The organism is Maribacter sp. 1_2014MBL_MicDiv (assembly GCF_001865655.1).
GTDB lineage: Bacteria > Bacteroidota > Bacteroidia > Flavobacteriales > Flavobacteriaceae > Maribacter > Maribacter dokdonensis.
This window is the reverse complement of record NZ_CP011318.1, coordinates 3,191,648-3,210,562: the sequence shown is the minus strand read 5'-3', so window position 1 is coordinate 3,210,562 and position 18,915 is coordinate 3,191,648. Positions and strand designations below refer to the sequence as shown.

7 protein-coding genes are annotated in these 18,915 nt (G+C 37.9%); 6 read left to right on the top strand and 1 reads right to left on the bottom strand.

Annotated elements, in window-relative coordinates:
- From YQ22_RS13510 to YQ22_RS13490, 5 genes are read left to right on the top strand one after another with little or no spacing between them, the layout of a single operon-like run.
- Positions 1 to 561 carry an L-threonylcarbamoyladenylate synthase gene (locus YQ22_RS13510; RefSeq protein WP_071341606.1) on the top strand — a complete coding sequence of 187 codons (561 nt, stop codon included), beginning with the start codon at positions 1 to 3 and terminating at the stop codon, positions 559 to 561.
- Positions 562 to 565: 4 nt separating this feature from the next.
- Positions 566 to 1,990: a CCA tRNA nucleotidyltransferase gene (locus YQ22_RS13505; RefSeq protein ID WP_071341605.1), complete on the top strand. Its 1,425-nt coding sequence runs from the start codon at positions 566 to 568 to the stop codon at positions 1,988 to 1,990.
- A 14-nt stretch (positions 1,991 to 2,004) separates the two neighbouring features.
- A complete protein-coding gene (locus YQ22_RS13500; RefSeq protein ID WP_071341604.1) occupies positions 2,005 to 3,039 on the top strand; it encodes a COX15/CtaA family protein in 1,035 nt (344 codons plus the stop codon).
- 26 nt (positions 3,040 to 3,065) lie between these two features.
- Positions 3,066 to 3,563: an IS1096 element passenger TnpR family protein gene (locus tag YQ22_RS13495; protein WP_058103526.1), complete on the top strand. Its 498-nt coding sequence runs from the start codon at positions 3,066 to 3,068 to the stop codon at positions 3,561 to 3,563.
- 57 nt (positions 3,564 to 3,620) lie between these two features.
- Positions 3,621 to 4,679, top strand: a complete 1,059-nt coding sequence (locus YQ22_RS13490) for a nucleoid-associated protein (protein ID WP_058103527.1) — start codon at positions 3,621 to 3,623, stop codon at positions 4,677 to 4,679.
- 84 nt (positions 4,680 to 4,763) lie between these two features.
- Here YQ22_RS13490 and YQ22_RS13485 read toward each other — a convergent pair whose 3' ends face one another.
- The gene (locus tag YQ22_RS13485) at positions 4,764 to 5,852 is read right to left on the bottom strand and encodes a hypothetical protein (RefSeq protein WP_058103528.1); all 1,089 of its coding nucleotides are present in this window, start codon (positions 5,850 to 5,852) and stop codon (positions 4,764 to 4,766) included.
- Between the two features lie 162 nt (positions 5,853 to 6,014).
- On the opposite strand from YQ22_RS13485, the gene YQ22_RS13480 reads away from it, so the two are divergent.
- Entirely contained in the window at positions 6,015 to 18,812 is a 12,798-nt protein-coding gene (locus tag YQ22_RS13480; RefSeq protein WP_071341603.1) for a T9SS type B sorting domain-containing protein, read from the top strand.
- Positions 18,813 to 18,915: the final 103 nt, after the last annotated feature.

The window sequence follows — 18,915 nt, the reverse complement described above, 5'->3', positions numbered from 1 at the left end:
ATGACTGAGGAAATCAACAAATGCATAGAAGTTTTAGAAAATGGCGGACTCATACTCTACCCTACCGATACCGTTTGGGGAATAGGTTGTGATGCTACCAATGAGGAAGCGGTTCAAAAAGTATTTCGATTAAAACAACGAGAAGACAGTAAAGCATTAATTTGTTTGGTCGCCAATGACGCAATGCTTGAGAAGCACATAGAAAAAGTTCCTGACCTGGCCTATGACCTTATGGACCTTTCTACAAAACCAACCACTATAATTTACGATAATCCACGTGGTATTGCCAAAAACCTAATTGCAGCGGACAATACCCTAGCCGTTAGAGTGGCTTCTGACAAATTTTGCAGTTACCTAATTGGTAAGTTTAAAAAACCAATTGTATCAACATCTGCCAATATATCAGGAAACAACACTCCAAATTCTTTCCAAAATATAGATCAAGCCATTTTAAAAGGTGTAGACTATGTGGTAAATTTGCACAGAGAGAAACAGAATAGCTCCGCCTCATCAATAATTAGACTTTCTAATGACAATACGGTGAAGGTTATTCGAGAATAACAACATGCAAGAGAGCCATATAGACGCTTTAAACAACCCTATTTTCAAAACTATTTCAGAAGCTGCAGAAGAACTTTCTGTAGACTGCTATGTTATTGGTGGTTTTGTCAGAGATTATTTTTTAAAGAGATCCATTCCTAAAGATATAGATGTCGTTGCTATTGGCAGTGGCATAGCACTTGCCGAGAAAGTAGCTTCAAAATTAAAGGGAAAACCTCAAGTTTCTGTTTTTAAGAATTTTGGTACCGCCATGATCAAAAGTGATGGCATTGAGCTAGAATTTGTTGGCGCACGTAAAGAAAGTTATACCAGGGATAGCCGTAAACCTATTGTTGAAAACGGCACCTTGGAAGATGATCAAAAAAGAAGGGATTTTACCATAAATGCATTAGCACTTTCTTTAAATTCATCTAACTATGGTGAGTTATTGGACCCCTTTAACGGTATAACGGATCTTGAGAACAAAATAATCAAAACTCCTTTAGAACCAGGGGTAACCTATTCAGATGACCCCTTACGCATGATGAGGGCTATACGGTTTGCAACTCAATTAGATTTTCAAATTGCACTACCCTCCTTACAAGCTATTACCGAAAATAAAGCCCGTTTAAAAATCGTATCCAACGAGCGAATATTAGACGAGCTCAATAAAATTATGTTGTGCAAAAAACCGTCCGTAGGGTTTTCACTGCTTCATAAAACAGAACTTTTAGCTTTAATTCTACCAGAGCTTACTGCGTTACAGGGCATTGAAGAAATAGAAGGGCAAAAACATAAAGACAATTTTTGGCATACGCTAGAAGTGGTCGATAATATATCTGAAGCTACAGACAGTCTTTGGTTACGTTGGGCAGCGTTATTACATGATATTGGAAAAGCACCAACCAAAAGATTCCATAAAAAAATAGGTTGGACATTTCATGGGCACGAATTTGTGGGGTCTAAAATGGTCTATAAGCTGTTCAAAAGGTTACGCATGCCATTGAACGATAAAATGAAATATGTACAAAAGCTCGTACTTATGAGTTCTAGACCTATAGTTTTATCAGAAGATTTTGTGACAGACTCTGCCGTACGAAGGTTAATATTTGATGCAGGTGACCATGTAGAAGATTTAATGACCTTATGCGAAGCGGATATCACTACAAAGAACCCTAAAAAACAGCGAAGGTATCATCAAAATTTCAAAATTGTTCGCCAAAAAATTGAGGAAGTAGAAGCTCGCGATCATGTTAGAAATTTTCAACCACCTATAAGTGGAGAAGAAATTATGGAAACATTTTCCCTAAAACCATCTAAAGAAATCGGTATTATCAAAGAAGCGATCAAAGAGGCTATATTAGAAGGAGAAATTCCAAATGAATATAAAGCGGCACAAGAATTTATGTATCTTAAAGGTGCAGAACTAGGCTTACAGACTACTAAATAGAATGGATACTTTTTATGGATATTACATTTAGAAAAATCGCCAAAATATCGTTAGTCTTAGTTTACTTGGTAATTGTTGCCGGTGCAGTAGTAAGAATGACAGGCAGTGGCATGGGATGCCCAGATTGGCCCAAATGCTTTGGTTATTATATTCCACCAACAGATGTTACGGAAATTAAGTGGCAAGCAGACAGAACGTTTGAAAAAGGACAAGTGATTATTTGGAACGAAACCTTACAAGTTTCAAAAGAAACATTTACCACTACAAATTCATTTAATGAAGAAAACTGGGAAATGTATGCCAAGCATGACTACGCCGAATTCAACCCTTGGCATACTTGGATCGAATATATCAATAGATTGTTTGGCGCCCTAGCTGGGTTGGCTACACTCTTGCTAGCCATTATATCATTAAAATTTTGGAAAAAGAAAAAGCGTATTCCTATATTATCATGGTTAGTGGTAGTAGGAATGGTTTTTCAAGCATGGTTAGGCGCTACGGTAGTATACTCAGTTTTAGAACCTGCCAAAATTACCATACATATGCTCATGGCATTGGTCATTGTTGCCATGCTCTTGTACATCATTTATTTGGCCAATAAAGAAAACAAACGTATAAGGTATGACAGAACGGTACTGCATTTTAGTCTAATAGCATTAGTGTTAACCTTAGTACAAATTGGTATGGGCACACAGGTTCGTCAATTTGTAGACGAGCAAATAGATATATTTGGTTATGACGCTAAAAGTCTATGGCTACAAAATCCTGAGGTTTTATTCTATATACATCGATCTTTTTCAATCATCGTACTTTTGATCAATGTATACTTGGTTTACCGGATCACCAAACTAAACTTAGGACATTTTAAAATTTACTGGGTCTTGTTTTTATTGGTAGTAGAGGTAATTACAGGTATAGCCATGAACTATTTAGATTTTCCTTTTGCAAGTCAGCCGTTACACTTGGTATTGGCTTCAATTCTATTTGGAGTTCAATTCTACATACTTTTAGATGCATTAAAGCCTAGGAAAAACATCAAAACTTCGTAACTTTGCCCTCCCGCAAAATTTAAGGTATGATTTATAAAATTCGTGTGATTCTAGACGCCGAAGAAGATATTTTTAGAGATTTAGAAATTGAAGCTCATAACTCTTTAGAGGACTTTCATAATACTATTACCCAGGCATTTGGCTTTTTAGGCAATGAAATGGCATCTTTTTACACCTGCGATGAAGAGTGGAAACAAGACGAAGAAATTGCACTTTTTGATATGAGTGAATCTGGTTCTGACGTTCGTTTAATGAACGAAACTTTTTTAGAGGACATCATGACCGAAAACAACCCAAAGTTGATTTACGTTTATGATTTCATGAACATGTGGACCTTCTTTGTAGAACTGGCGGATATACAACCAAAAGAAGATGGTCGTGCTTACCCTAATGTACTATTCACTTTTGGCGAATTACCTGAGACCCCACCAGAAAAAAACTTTGAGGCAGAGAACAGTGCCTTTGATTTTGATGATACCTTTGATAATTATGATGACTTGGATTTTGATGAGAACTGGAATTAATTTACCAGTTACCAAATGAACCAAAGACACGTATAACCATTTAATTTAGAACATTTTATGATCAACCTATATGCTACCCAAATAGAAAGTATCTCTATACACAGAGTTGGTAACAAAAATAAAAATGAAGGTATATTTCTTTCTGAAGAACCATTTAGACTTAATGACGAAACTACAGGTCTATTAAAAGAATACTTCTTTAAGCCTTTTAGGGAAAAGGAAGAAAATTATTATAAACTGGCCAATGAAGTTGATGTGGAATTCAACGAATTGTTCAAAATTGTCAGTGAAGTTTTTGAGGACCCTTCTAAAGCACATTTAAACTCTAAAAAGGTAGCTTCTTTATTATTTGAACAATCTAATCACCCACATATTAAAAGTGGTGAGGTATACGTAGCTTACCTATCCGGTCTATTGTTGGACAATAAAAAAGTAGATGCCATAGGTATCTTTAAAAGTGAGCTCAAGCATGATTTTATTCAGTTTGAAGAAAAAGGGAGCAATTTGGATATTGTTATTCAACAGGGTATAAACATTAACAAGCTTGACAAAGGTTGTTTAATATTCAATGTTGATAAAGAGGAAGGTTACAAAGTACTTTCAGTAGATAGCAATAAATATGACACCAAATATTGGTTAGAAAATTTCTTGGGTGTAGACCCGCTTTCAGATGATAATTTCAAGACCAAAAACTATTTAAAGTTCTGTCAGAATTTTGCAAAGGACGTGGTTTTACCAGCGGAAGATAAACAACAAGAGGTTCTTTTTATGAACCGAGCGGTTAACCATTTTGCAAAAAACGATTCTTTTGAAGAGTCTTCTTTCTTAAATGAAGTAATGGAAAACCCAGAATTGATTCCTGAGTTCAAACATTACAAAACGGAAAAAGGACCTAAGTTCAGCATTGAAGATGTATCCAATTTTGACATTGCCAATAAAGCGGTATCAGATGCTCGTAAAAAAATTAAGAACGTTATTAATCTTGACACCAACATACAGATCAAAATGGATTTCATAAATCCTGAATCTGCTGAAAAATTTGTAGAAAAAGGCTGGGACGAGGAAAGACAAATGTACTATTACCTAGTGTATTTCAACAAAGAACAGAAAAGCTAGCCTTGTCTAACTATAATATTAAAAAAGCCATTTTTCATCACACGAAAAATGGCTTTTTTAATACTATGACTACCATAATATATACTAGCTGTTTATTTTAATATTATGCTCAATAATCTGCTTTACACTGACATCTTCATAATTTCTACGAACAAAGTTCAAAGCTAGGTCTAGCACCTCTCCCATTGTCTTACAGTTCTGAAAATCCATATCCATGGTCAATACCTCAATTTGTTCCCTTAACATGGCAATATTATCCGGTGTAGATATTTCATCGGTCTTACAAATAGCACGTAACTTCTTTATTCTATTACCAGAACTTAAAATACGCTTAGCTACCATAGAACGTTCTTCCAGTTTATATTGATCAACAGAATCATGGGTAAGCTTACTTCTAACCAATTCTACCATTTGATAGTTCTCCTTAAAGAACTGAGGTCTATACACCTTTAATTTTCCTTCAAAACACTGTTGATCAAAATCAATGGCACGTATTTTATAAACTACGTGATCAAAATCATGTGTAGGCACAATGACATAATTATATGATCGCATATCTCCCAAAAGCCTAATCATACAACGCTCATTGAACTTAACAAATTCCTTCGCCAATTGCGCCTTTTCTCGTGGAGTACACTTAGGTAAATTATTCTTGATAAATTCATCTCCGGGAATACCTGCAATATGTTCTTCAATCAAGGTATCCTTATAAACCAAAAAGTTAAGGTTGTAAGGAGAAAGCATATGCTCCAATTCCAACCCATAAATACGAGATGCATCGGTCTTTTTTATATAGAAATAAGTAAAGTTATCGTTTAGAATATTTCGAATTTTTATCCTAAATGGTTTTGAATTCCCAAACGTGCAAAAATCCACCGCATCAACATTTAAATATTGATGAATATTATCACTACCATCAGATAATAAAATGGAATATACTTTCTTTAAACTATCATCTATTTCCTTTCTATCGAATTCAGAATAATATGCGCGTACCCAAAGGGTATCTTCATCATTTTTATCATAGACAACGACCGACCCTGAAAACCTTAGTAAATCGTCATAAAATATAGGAATTTCAATTTTTCTACTGTAATGTTCCAGGTAGCCATCTAAAGCTTCGCTTACGGGGTAAGCCGGCTTTTTTTTCGACATTAATTTTTCTTCTGACATAGCACGAATTTACTAACAAAATACACAATTCATTCGAATAAATTTTTTCATGCATATAGAATTTGGCCATACATTGACATAATACGCGGTTATACAACAATTTTTTAGAAAGCAGGTAAAAGGTATCGTTATTTGTTTTAAGTACTACTTGAAACCAAACTGATGATTACTTCGATTAAACACCTTACCAAATCCTATTTATTTTTTCTGCTTGCTTTCAGTTCTTTTTTGGGAACTGCCCAGTTGAGCGACTTGCATTATTTACCACCAATGAAGCAAGGTCAAAATAATGCAGGTATTCAAAACCAGGCAATTTATTTATCTACTCCAGAAACTACGCCTTTCAATGTATACGTGTACAGAGGTACATCTAATACCATTGAAAGGACTATTACCATAGACAATCTAAACCCTGGTGTTTGGACTTTGGGTAATGGAGACAATAATATCACCCTTGTAGACAACAACAATACCGGAGTAGTATTGACCAATAGCGGGTTGCGCTTTGTATCAGCCGGTGGAGAAAAGTTTTATGTGAACTACAGAGGTAAATCTGGTTCACAAGCAGCATCGTTGACCGCCAAAGGTAGACAAGCAATGGGAACCAACTTTAAATGGGGAGGTGTTCCAAACAAAGGTACCCACTCATCAAAATCGAATACATTGGGTATTATGGCCACGGAAGATAATACAACCGTTGTATTATCCGGTTATGATCCTGGTTGTGAATTTAGGGTAGGCAGCAACAGAGCTGGTATAACTGCCAACTCGCATACTATAACATTGAACGCCAATGAATCTTTCGTGTATGAAACATATATTGGCAATACACATACGCAGGCACATGAAGACGGTTGGATAGGTGCCTCTATCGTATCTACCAAAGATATTGTAATAAGTAATGGTTCTATAAACTTTGGAAGTCAAGACGGACAAAGCCATAGAGATGCCGGCATTGATCAACCTGTACCGATCAATAAACTTGGTAAGGAATATGTATTTATACGAGGAAACGGTAACACCAATGGTCTTACGGAGTTTCCTTTAGTTATTGCCACTGCAGACAACACTCATGTTTACGTTAATGGAAGCACAACACCTTTAGCAACTATTGATAATGGCGAGTACTTTAAAATTCCTAGCAGTTATTACTCCTCCAATTCAGTAGGTGCTAACATGTTCGTTCAAACTTCAAAAGACGTCTATGCCTACCAATCTATGGCGGGATCTAGTAATTTATATACTCAAGGTTTAAATTTCGTTGCTCCGGTCAACTGTCTTTTACCAGATGTAATGGACAACATTCCAGATATTAGAAACATTGCTGGTACTACGGTTACTGGCGGATTAACTATCATTGCTTCGGTTAATACACCAGATTCCAATGTTAAGGTATTTGAAGATGGTGTTGAAATTTCAAAACCTGCCTCTGATCCTGTTGCCGGTTCTGATGATTGGAAAACTTTTTACATACCTAACTTAGATGGTGATATCAGTGTAACCTCAACCGGACCAATGGCTATAGGCTTTTTTGGTTATAACGGTGCACAAGGTGTTGCCGGCTATTTTTCAGGATTTGATACCGTACCCGAAGTAGTATTAAGAATTAATGGCGGTGTTGAAGGCGAGTGTTTTTCCGGTTCAAGTATATTTGAGGCGTCAGATGACAATTTTGATGCATATCAATGGTATTTTGATGGTGAGATCATACCTGGAGCTAATTCTTTTGAATATGCCGCTACTATTGCAGGTGATTACTACGTTAGAGGTACTAAAGGTCCTTGTACCTATGATTCACAAACCATTAAAATTTTCTATTGTGAACCAGACGTACTTATAGAAAAAACAGTGGACAAACCTGAAATAGTTGAAGGGGAAACCGCAACTTTTACCATTAGGGCAGAGAATTTATACTTTAATGATATCACCAACTTACAGGTTACGGATAATATTCCCGCTGGTCTTTCATTAGTACAAGCGACAACAATAACAGGTACGTTTAATGGCAGTGTGTGGAATATTGGAACGCTGGCTCCCGGTGAAGTAGCATTTTTAACTTTAGAAGTAATTGCAGACGAAATAGACATTTTACCTTTACTGAACCTCGTCAATACAGCAACCAATACTCAAGACCAAACAGACGCAAATCTTACAAGAGATGAGCCCTCTGCACGAATTATAGTTCATAATGATTTCGATAATGACGGGGTTGTAGATAGTGTTGATTTAGATGATGACAATGATGGAATTTATGATGCTGTTGAACAAATGTGTATTATATCCAGTGAAGTTAATTTCAGTTCACCGTCCAGCACTGTTCAAGGTGGTACTGCGGTAACAGAAATTTTCTCTAACTACTCCGGTTTTTGGCGAAGTTCTACAACATCAAGAAATCCGGTTTTACCAAACTTATCACATGAATTATTGGCATTCACGTCCGGGGGAACTACTTTCTCCACAGGGGTTGCAGACGATAATCTTTTTGATACTGACGGTAATGGTTTTTTAGATGGAATAGACTCCAACAATGATGGATTTTCAGATATTTCAGCTACAGAATCTAGCTGGATGGCCTTAACCCCTTCAAATAATATTTATGGCGAAGCAACATTTGAAGCGAATTTAAATGACGGAAACAACGATAATGCCTTAGGGTTGACCATTATTAACGACCCTACCACAGACCCATTAAATCCTTTATTGACTCACGGACAAAATGGGTTAGATCTTGGTTCCGGTATTGTTAATATTGGTGACACATGGACTTATGAAATAGATCCTATAGTAGCTACCAATGTTGGTGATGGCATACCAGATATATTACTGACCCAAGTGGCAGACCCAAGTGGTGTTGGTCACGTTGTTAGTCTTTATGATGCAACAGGTGCACCCTTAGGAAATGCAGTACGTGTTCAAGCTTATAGTGGCGGCGCACTTGCAAATGTAGTTGGTTCTTACAGATTGGATATTTACCATGCTAATGGTAGCATTTTTTATAATAATACCACTAGAGATTACCGCTTGGCAACTGTAGAGTTATCAGAATTTGGTATACCTACCGCCAGTTTAGCTGACGTTGCTTATCTAAGATTACAACTTAGTTCAAATGCAGACGTTGCCTTTTTATCCTATAATACAGCGTCCTTTTCCGGATTTTGTGCAAATCTAGATACCGATTTGGATGGTTTTCCAGATCACTTAGACTTAGATAATGATGGCGATGGTTGTAGCGATGCCAACGAATATTACAAAGATGATGCTGCCGACGGTGGTGATGGTGGTGAATATGGCACAGGAGTTCCTGCAGTGGACCCAACGGATGGTACGGTAAATGCGGCATCTTACACTCAAGTATTTGCACCGGTAATTGTTTTAGGCAATACCTCAGAATTATTAGGTGGTACTGACATCAACGGTGAAAATGTAGACTTAGGTGACACATTCAATTATGTCATACGTTTTCAGAATACCGGCGATGATGATGCTACCAATTTTACGATTAAAAATGTTTTACCGGATAACGTTAGCTTAGATGATATTAACATTGATGATGCCCCGGGAGTAACCAACAGTTACAACGAAAGCACCAGAACAATAACCTTTACCATACCGGACGGTCTGGTTCAAATTGACGACCCTGAGTATAAAATAAAGATAACGTTATCTGTAGCTGGGGACTGTTCTGAGTTTGTTGCGGCCTGTGCCTCACAACTAGAAAACCATGCCTATGCCAATTACACGGGTACATTGAACACCAATACATTTTCTGATGAAGATGGTAGTAATCCGGCAGGTGCTTGTACCACTACTTTAGAAGTTGCAGCCAACAATGTTTCAGATGCCTTGGCAAATTGTAACGTAGCCCGTACCGTTCAACTTTGTGGTGCAAGCGGCACGCTTTCCGCAGGTCTAGGTTTTGATACGTATACTTGGGCAATCGACAATAACAACGATGGTGTTATAGATTCTGGAGATACTATTTTAGACGATGGTACATCTAACACTCTAACCGTAACTACTATAGGTAATTATATTGTTGAAAAAACAGCAACATCAGGATGTGCCAACCATACAGAATTAATTACGGTTGAGCGTTATGGAGAAACACAGACCAACCCAATCATCAGCTATTTAAATCAAGTAAATAGTGACAGTAATCCAGATAATGACATTCAAGGTGAGACGGTAACTTGTTCTAATGACAACAGTTCCATGCCACATATCTTTCTATGTGGTGATTTGGATAGTGCATTTATACAATTGGGCATTACCGATGCTTTGAGCATTACCTGGGAAAAACTTGACGAAACAAGTTGTGACACTGCTACTTGTGGCGATGTAAGCGACAACTGTGCCAATACAGATGGTAATTGGACATGGGAAGAGGAATCCGATGAAAACAATTTTACCGTTACCGAAAGTGGTAAATATAGAGTAGTTATTGGTTATGAAGGTGGTTGTTTCAGTAGGTTCTATTTCAATGCATATCAAAATACATTGGATATTCCTGAACCAGATTCATCTGATATCATTTGTGACACCAATGGTTCCATTAGAGTTATAGATTTAGGATCAGGTTACGGATATCAATTATACGATGTAGAGAACAACACGATATCAGTACCATTCAGCGCAGGTCAAGGTCCTAACTTTGAAATTGCGACAAGCGGAACATACAAAGTACAGATTACACAATTAAATCCTTCAACAGGTGAGCCTATTGAAAACAGTTGTGTATTTGAAACGGAAGAAATAGGTATTGCAGAAAGAATTTTTGAGACAACATTAAGTTCAACTCCATTTGATTGTACAGAAGCAGGAACAATTTCAATACAAGCATTGAACGTTTCACCAGAATATAGCTATGAGCTTTACTTAGATAACGGTAGCGGTGGAAAAGGAGATTTGGTAGCCAATAATTTACTTTCTTCTGACAACACGTATACATTTCCTGGTCTTTCAGCAGATGATTATGTTGTGGTAACTACTACGACCGATGGTTGTATTGACGAAAAAACGATAACCGTAGATGAAATTCCCGAACTGAGGCTAACAGCAACAAATCAAGATAATATTACGTGTTCTGCCGGAGTAATTAATTTAACGGCAACTGGTGGAACAACAGGTTATGAATATGCCATCTATAGTAAAGATGGTGTAGCTCCGTATGCTGATGAAACTACTATTCCAGATTCGGAGTTCACTTCTAACCCAACATTCCTATTCGGTTATGGAGGTTCGCCTTCTACTTATATTCCTAATGAAGATGGCGATTATGTTTTTGTAATTAGGGATGATAACGGATGTTATGGATTATCCAATATCGTATCAATGGAAGATTTAGGTACCATAAGCATTTCGGCATCGAACACAGATATTACCTGTGCAGATTCAGCTACATCTGTTTTGACGATTACTGCATCTGGTGGCAATGCTCCTTATCAATACAGTTTAGATGGCGGAGCAACTTATCAGACAGAAAACTTCTTTAATAATATAGCCGCAGGAGTGTATACCATTACCGTAATGGATTCTAACAGTAACCCAGGTAATGCTTGTACGGAAACCTTAAAATATGAAGTTACCCAACCGTTCATTCTTACAGCATCACCTTCTATAATAGAAGATGCTTCTTGTGATACCTCTGGGGCCGCAACACCAACCGCATTAGTAAAAATTTTAAATGCTAGTGGTGGTCAAGCACCATATACCTACAGTTTTGATGGTGGTAGCACATTCTCCAGCGTTGATGAGCAACGTTTGGCTCCCGGCAACTATCAATTAGCCATCAAAGATGCCCTAGGTTGTGAAACACCTTTAGAGATTACGGTACCAAGCTCTGCTATAGCTCCTACGTTCACCAATGCTATTACTTATGAGTGTGATGGAGACGGCATAGTGACGATCACGCCTTCTAACACGACCGACTTTACCTATACCTATAAATTAAACGGTACTGATAATGCCCCAATAGATAACAATATTTTCAACAATGTGGCTTCTGGTACCCAAACGATAACTGTTGGGTATACCAGTACTGTTGCTCCGGAGCAAAGTACCTTATTTTTAGAGAATTTTGGTGCTGGGGTTACTACACAAATTGCAGAAATAGGACCAGGATATTGCTACGAACCACAAGATGGAACTGAAACGGATTGTAACTTAGGTCCTGCAGGAATACTTGTAAATGCGGAATATGCAGTAACGAACAGAATTACCAACCCTAACACATCTTGGAGAAGTCCTAATGACCATACGGGCATAACAGATGGCAGGTTTATGGCAATTGGCGTTAGTACGTCTGCAGGAAACAACAATGTATTATGGTCTAGAACCGGATTGGAAGCTCTTACCGATCAAGATATCACCATATCATTCTACGCTTACAATATTTTAGTGGACAATGCCTCTGGCAACGACCCAGAAGTTTTGGTAGAATTGGTAGACGGTTCTGGAAATGTTATCAGCAGTCAAGCTACCGCTGCTATTCCCCAAAATAATAATGCCGATGATTGGCACTTAAGAACCGTTACATTCAATCCAGGTGCAAATACTGCAGTAGGAGTGGTTCTACGTACCAATCTTGATAGCGACAACGGTAATTTCTTGGTGCTAGATGATATCCAAGCATCTCAAACTCCGGAAATATGTGAAAAAACTGAAGACATTACAGTAATCGTAGAATCTGGCAAAACTTTTGAAGTTGCCATTTTAGGTAGCACCGATCCTACATGTAACGGTAGTGATAATGGTAGTATACGGTTTGAAGTATCTAACTTTGACCCAACTTTTGGTTACCGGTATTCTGTTGATAATGGTGTAACTTGGACAACGGAAACTACATCACCTATTACAACCCCTGCAACATTAGCAGATGGTACGTACACTGTAATGGTAGAAAAAGTAGATGACAATTCATGTACCGCAACCTCAGCCACATCTGCTACGTTGACTTCGCCAAACGTTTTAACGGCAGATCTTCAACAAACTGCTGAATTTACTTGCTTTAATACTGGGGCAACTTTGCAAGCATCTGCAAATGAAGGCACACCAGGTTATACATATCAGTTAGAATTAACAGATAATACCGTAATAAGGACCTACACTACCTCAACACAGTTCTTGAACGTTCCGGCAGGTACCTACCATGTAAGAGTAAGGGATGATAATAATTGTGAAGCAGTTTCAACGGCTACCGTAACCGTAACTCAACCGGAGACTATTGCTTTTGGTTTAACGGCAACACAATGTTATGACGGTCAAAACAATGGTACTGTTACAGCCACGGTAACCGATGGTAACGGTAGTTATTCATTTAGAATTAACGGCGGAGCATGGCAAACACCTTCTCCAATAACCGACGTTACCTATACATTCAGCAACTTATCCGAAGGTACTTATGATTTAGAGGTAAATGATGAATATGGCTGTGTTTCAGCTATACAATCCATTACCATTGCACCTACAATTTCCCTTAGTGTAGTACCGGTAAATGCAAGTGTATGTGCCAACGGTAGCTTGACTGCAACGGCAACGGGCGGAGATAGCAATTTCATGTATGCTTTTGTTCCATCTGGAACTACGGTTACGGATGCTGATTTTTCAGCAAGTAATTCTACAACAATTGCCTTGGCGGATATTGGAGATTATGATATCTATGTAAGGGATAAAGCAAATGGTACGGATGCTTGCCAAACTATGGTAACCGAAACCATATCGGCAAATCCGGTATTGGACATTACTGCTGTAGCAACTGACCCAGAATGTCATGACGGCACAGGTAATATTGAAGTTACTATTAATGACGGATTATCTCCTTTCGATTACCGATTAGTGGATAATAGCAACGGCACACCAGACCTAGTACAAACCAATGTTGTTGGTTCTACTAAAACCTATTATAATCTTGCACCAGGTGATTACGATGTAATAATTACCGATGAAGCCGGATGTTCTGAAACGGAATCTGTAACAATCACAGCACCAGCTGAACTTACAGCAGATGCAGAAGGAAGAACACCAACTGCATGTACAGGAGACCCTAACGATTTTGGATTCGACATTCTTAATTATCCTACTTCGTTAGGCACATTACAATTTAGTGATGATGGTGGTGCTACTTGGCAAACTTCCGATCAATTTAGAGGGTACACCTCTGGTCAGGAAGTGGAACCATCTATAAGAACAGTAGATGGCAGTGGTAATACTATTTGTAAGACAGATTTACCAAGGTTAATCATTCCTTTTCCTTTGGATGATCTAGACATAACTATACTACCTATAATTGTTAATTGTAATGAACTACAAGTTAGTGTTCGAGGTCAAAATGGTACCGCACCTTATGAATATACATATTCAGAGGACCCAGCCAATTTCAATATAATTACCCCTGCAAATGGATGGACAACGCCTTATGCTGCAGGTACTACACATACCTTCAATAATCTAGTGCCAGGTAGAACCTACGCGTTCTATGTACGTGATGCTGTTGGTTGTGTTAGACAAAGTAATGTTAATGTAAATGATATCATAACCAATCCTATGGATATTACATCTGTTATTACTCCTGCTTGTCAAGGATCAAGTAATGGATCAATAGAGTATACCATTACAGATACAGATGGTTCTGTAGAACCTGATATGGAATGGTTCTTATATGATATAGATGGTAATGTTATTAGAGATAGTGGCGGCATTGTTAGCTTTTCTAATACAATAAATGTGACAAGCTTACCAGAAGATGAATATTATATCGAAGTACAGCAATATAATGGCGGAGTTCCACAATGCATTAGTGCAAGTGAAAATGAAATTTTAGAAATGCTGGACGGGATTACAGGAGACACACAATCTATTCAAGATATTTCATGTGAAAGCCCAGGTTTAATTTTAATTGACAACCTACAAGGTGGTGGCGGTACGTATTCATACACCATTACTGGACCAGCTCCTTTTAGCACTATTACAGCGACAGGTGACAACCCTATTGAGATTGCTGCAGGTTCGCCAGCAGGAACTTATACCGTTACGGTAGAAGATCAATATGGTTGCTCTTACCCGCTTAATGATGTTACCATGAGCTTTACGGCTGCACCGACTATTGACAATATTGCTATTGCCAATTGTAGTACAACTGCTACTGTTACCATCACAGCAAGTGGAACAGGTACAATTCTTTATTCTATCGATGGCGGCAATACGTATCAAACTGATGATACTTTCAATTCTGTCTCTGCCGGTAATTATGATGTGTATATTAAAGATGAAACTGGTTGTTCCGACACAATTAATATAGATGTTCACCCTACTCTACAAGCTTCGGCAACTTTAGCTAAACAATTAGGTTGTGGTGCAGGTTATGAGGCCGAAATAGCTATTGAAGGTATTTCTGGTTCTGGAAATTATGAGTTTAGAATATTAAATAGTGACGGTACGGAAAAAGTTGCTCGTCAAGCACTAACAACACCAAGTACTACCTTACATAATGCACTGATAGATGTTGCAGGTACGTACACCGTAAATGTTTTTGACACCGATACAACAACACCAGAATGTTTTAGAAGTTTTACTGTTGTCGTGCCAGTTGCCATACAACCAGATTTCACTCCTACTCCTAACCCTGTTAGCTGTAATGGTGCCGATGATGGTAGTATCGAATTGGTTCAAGTAAATAATGGCAACAATCCGTTGACCTATGATTTAAACCCAGTTCCTGCAATTGTAGGTTGGAACACAGCTTCTCATTGGGATGCAAGCACACAATCTTTTATAGATTTACCAGGTGGAACGTATGATGTAACAGCAACAGGATCAAATAACTGCACAACGGTAAAAACGGTAATTGTAGATGAGAATTTAGCTGTGACATTTGCCGCTCCGATTCCAGTACAATTTGGTTGTACTAACGGTAATGACGGTAATAATGCCACAATTACTATAGATGATTCAACTTTTGGTGGTGGTAGCGGAACGTTCAACCGTTTTGAGTTCATAGATGACGCTACTTCTACCGTATTACAAAACAGTAGTAGTTTAACCTATACCCATACAGACGCGGCAGGTGGTGATATCATTGTTCGTGTTTATGACGATGAAGGTTGTTTTGCCGAACATATTGTAACTATTGACCCGTATGACACTTTCATAGATGCAACCATCATAGTGGATAGAGATTTAGACTGTGTAAACAGCGGAGAAAACATTACTATAAATGTAAATAGCACCGTTACAAATACAACTGCAAACCTAGGTAATTACGAATTTAGAATTTTACCATCTGCAACCTATCAAACAGGTGATAATACCTTTGTAAATCTTGCAATTGGCACGTACACCATAGGAATAAGGAATGTGACCACTGGTTGTGAAATTACTAGAACCCATATCGTTGAAAACCCAAATACGTTCGATATTGAAGTAAATAAACTTTCAGATGTTGTATGTTTTGGAACAGACGGGGCTATAGAAGTAACATTTACAGATACCACGTATACCGGAGATTTCAATTGGGAAGTTTTACATGCCAATGGCACATCTACCACAAGAACGGATGATACTGGAATTTTCAACGGAACAGGAACTACAGCTGCCATACCGGTTGCTGCCGGAAGTTATATATTGAGAGCATCACAAGTGGGTACTCCAGAATGTGTACAAGAAAGGTCGTTTACGATTACCTCTCCTAGCGCACCTATAACGTTAGCTACTATTGCCACTACAGATGTGGGCTGTAGCAATGATATGGGCAGTGCCAACATTACACCTAATGGTGGTAAAGGGCCGTTCAATATTGTATTAACACATATTAGCACAAGTACTAATTATACTGCCAACCAAGTAAATAGCAATTTATTTACAGGATTAAGCGACGGTCAATATACTGTAGAAGTAACCGATAGTTTAGGTTGTACAGAAACTTTCACCAATGCATTTACATTAACTCCTCCAGAACCAATTATAGCTAATATTCAAGCTGTTCAAGGTTTAGAGTGTGAAGGTGATGCAGATGGAGAAATAACAGCCGGGTTTACACCTAGGTCGGTTTCCACTAACTATAGGTATGTTCTTAACACCTATGATGGCGACGGACCGGGAGCAACCCTATTGCAAACAACAAGCACCCAGACTACTGCTACTTTCACCAATTTAAGATCAGGGTATTACAGTATTACCGTTCTAGACGATTTAAATTGTTCTGACGAAACTGCAATTGTTCAGATCATAGAGCCTATTGAGGTTAAGGGCCAACTAGTAACTGCACAAAGAGCAACATGTTTAAACGATGCCGAATTGTTACTGACAGCTTCTGGTGGTACAGGTCCATATATGTGGAATGAAGATGGCTCATCTACATTCTATGCAATGAACGAAACCAATGGACCCAACACCCATTTATTTACAGGTGTTCAACCAGGCACTTATGTTTATTACATTCAAGATAATCTTGGTTGTGTATCCGTATTAAGCAATAGTATTACGATCAACCCAATCATACCTTTAACGGTCAACCTTGAAAACGATAACCCAACAATTAGTTGTTATGGCGATAATACCGGAGTAATCGATGCAGAGGCACAAGGCGGCTTGGGTAATTACCAATATGCTTTATTTTCGGACGCCGGTCTAACTGTAGAAGTACGCGCTAATCAATCCACCGGATTGTTTACAAACTTGATTGCCGGTACCTACTACGTTAGAGTACAGAGCGATGATTGTGAAGTGTCTTCGGCAATGATCAATATTACTGAACCAGATGAACTTTTAATTGACACCAACAACACCAATATTGTAAATGTCACTTGTAACGGAGCTAATGATGGTAGCATTACTGTCAATATGCTTGGTGGTTCGGGCTCTTATCAATTTGCTATTTCACCTAACTTAGATCGCTTTAGTGATGATAATACGTTCGATGAATTGGCACCTGGTGATTATACCATTATTGCTCAAGATTCTAATGGCTGTTTTGAATTGATTGAGGCAACTATCACCGAACCGGAAATTCTTGAAGTGACCATTGCCAGTACACCCGAGATTTGCGTGGGCGAAGAAGATGGTACAATTGACTTGACTATTATTGGCGGTACCGCACCTTACAGTACACGTTTGGAAAGTGAAACAGATTTTGTACAGGATAGATTGAGCTTTACAGACTTGGCAGCGGGTGATTATATCATCTTTATTGAAGACGCGCAAGGCTGCGATGAAACGATTATAGTTACTATTGATCCGGGGGTTGACTTAAGCGCAACCGTTGAACCGGTATATGGTTGTAACGGTAACTTCCCAAGTAATTATTTAAATATTGTACTTAATGACCCAAGTATTGAAAATGATGTACTATTTGGACTTGACACAGTTGATCCTTTGGAGATGCAACTGAACCCAATGTTCAGAGAGTTGACACCAGGTAGTCACTATATCAGTATTTCCCATGCAAATGGCTGTTTAACTACTTATGAAGTGGAAATAGAAGCTTTTGAACCTCTAGAGATCAGTGTTGAAGAAAGTAATATTAACCAAATAACCGCAACTGTTACCGGAGGTAGAGAAAATTATACGTTCTATTTAGGCGATAGGGATATGGGTTCTGAAAATGTATTTTACATTACCGAAACCAATACATACGATGTAACCGTAGTAGATGAAAACGGATGCGAATCTACTGCAAGTATATTTATAGAATTCATTGATATTGAAATCCCAAATTTCTTTACACCAAATGGTGATGGAGAAAACGATATTTGGATGCCATTGAACATAGAGATATACCCTGAAATCTTTGTTTCGATCTATGATAGATACGGTAGAACCGTTTATACCTTTAAGGATAATGAAGATGGCTGGGATGGTTTTTATCAAAACAATGAATTGCCAACCGGAGACTATTGGTACATCATTAAATTAAATGGTGAAGCTGACACAAGGGAAATGGTAGGTAATTTCACCCTTTATAGATAATAAAAAAATAGAGGTAGTACGTATAACTACCTCTGTTTTTTTTTACAATTACCACGTATTTACGGTGTTTTACAACTATTAATTGTGATTTTAATTTGTAGTA

Coding starts and splice junctions, on each gene's coding strand:
- YQ22_RS13500 (WP_071341604.1), top strand. CDS start 2,005: ATGGATATTACATTTAGAAAAATCGCCAAAATATCGTTAGTCTTAGTT.
- YQ22_RS13480 (WP_071341603.1), top strand. CDS start 6,015: ATGATTACTTCGATTAAACACCTTACCAAATCCTATTTATTTTTTCTG.
- YQ22_RS13485 (WP_058103528.1), bottom strand. CDS start 5,852: ATGTCAGAAGAAAAATTAATGTCGAAAAAAAAGCCGGCTTACCCCGTA.
- YQ22_RS13505 (WP_071341605.1), top strand. CDS start 566: ATGCAAGAGAGCCATATAGACGCTTTAAACAACCCTATTTTCAAAACT.
- YQ22_RS13490 (WP_058103527.1), top strand. CDS start 3,621: ATGATCAACCTATATGCTACCCAAATAGAAAGTATCTCTATACACAGA.
- YQ22_RS13510 (WP_071341606.1), top strand. CDS start 1: ATGACTGAGGAAATCAACAAATGCATAGAAGTTTTAGAAAATGGCGGA.
- YQ22_RS13495 (WP_058103526.1), top strand. CDS start 3,066: ATGATTTATAAAATTCGTGTGATTCTAGACGCCGAAGAAGATATTTTT.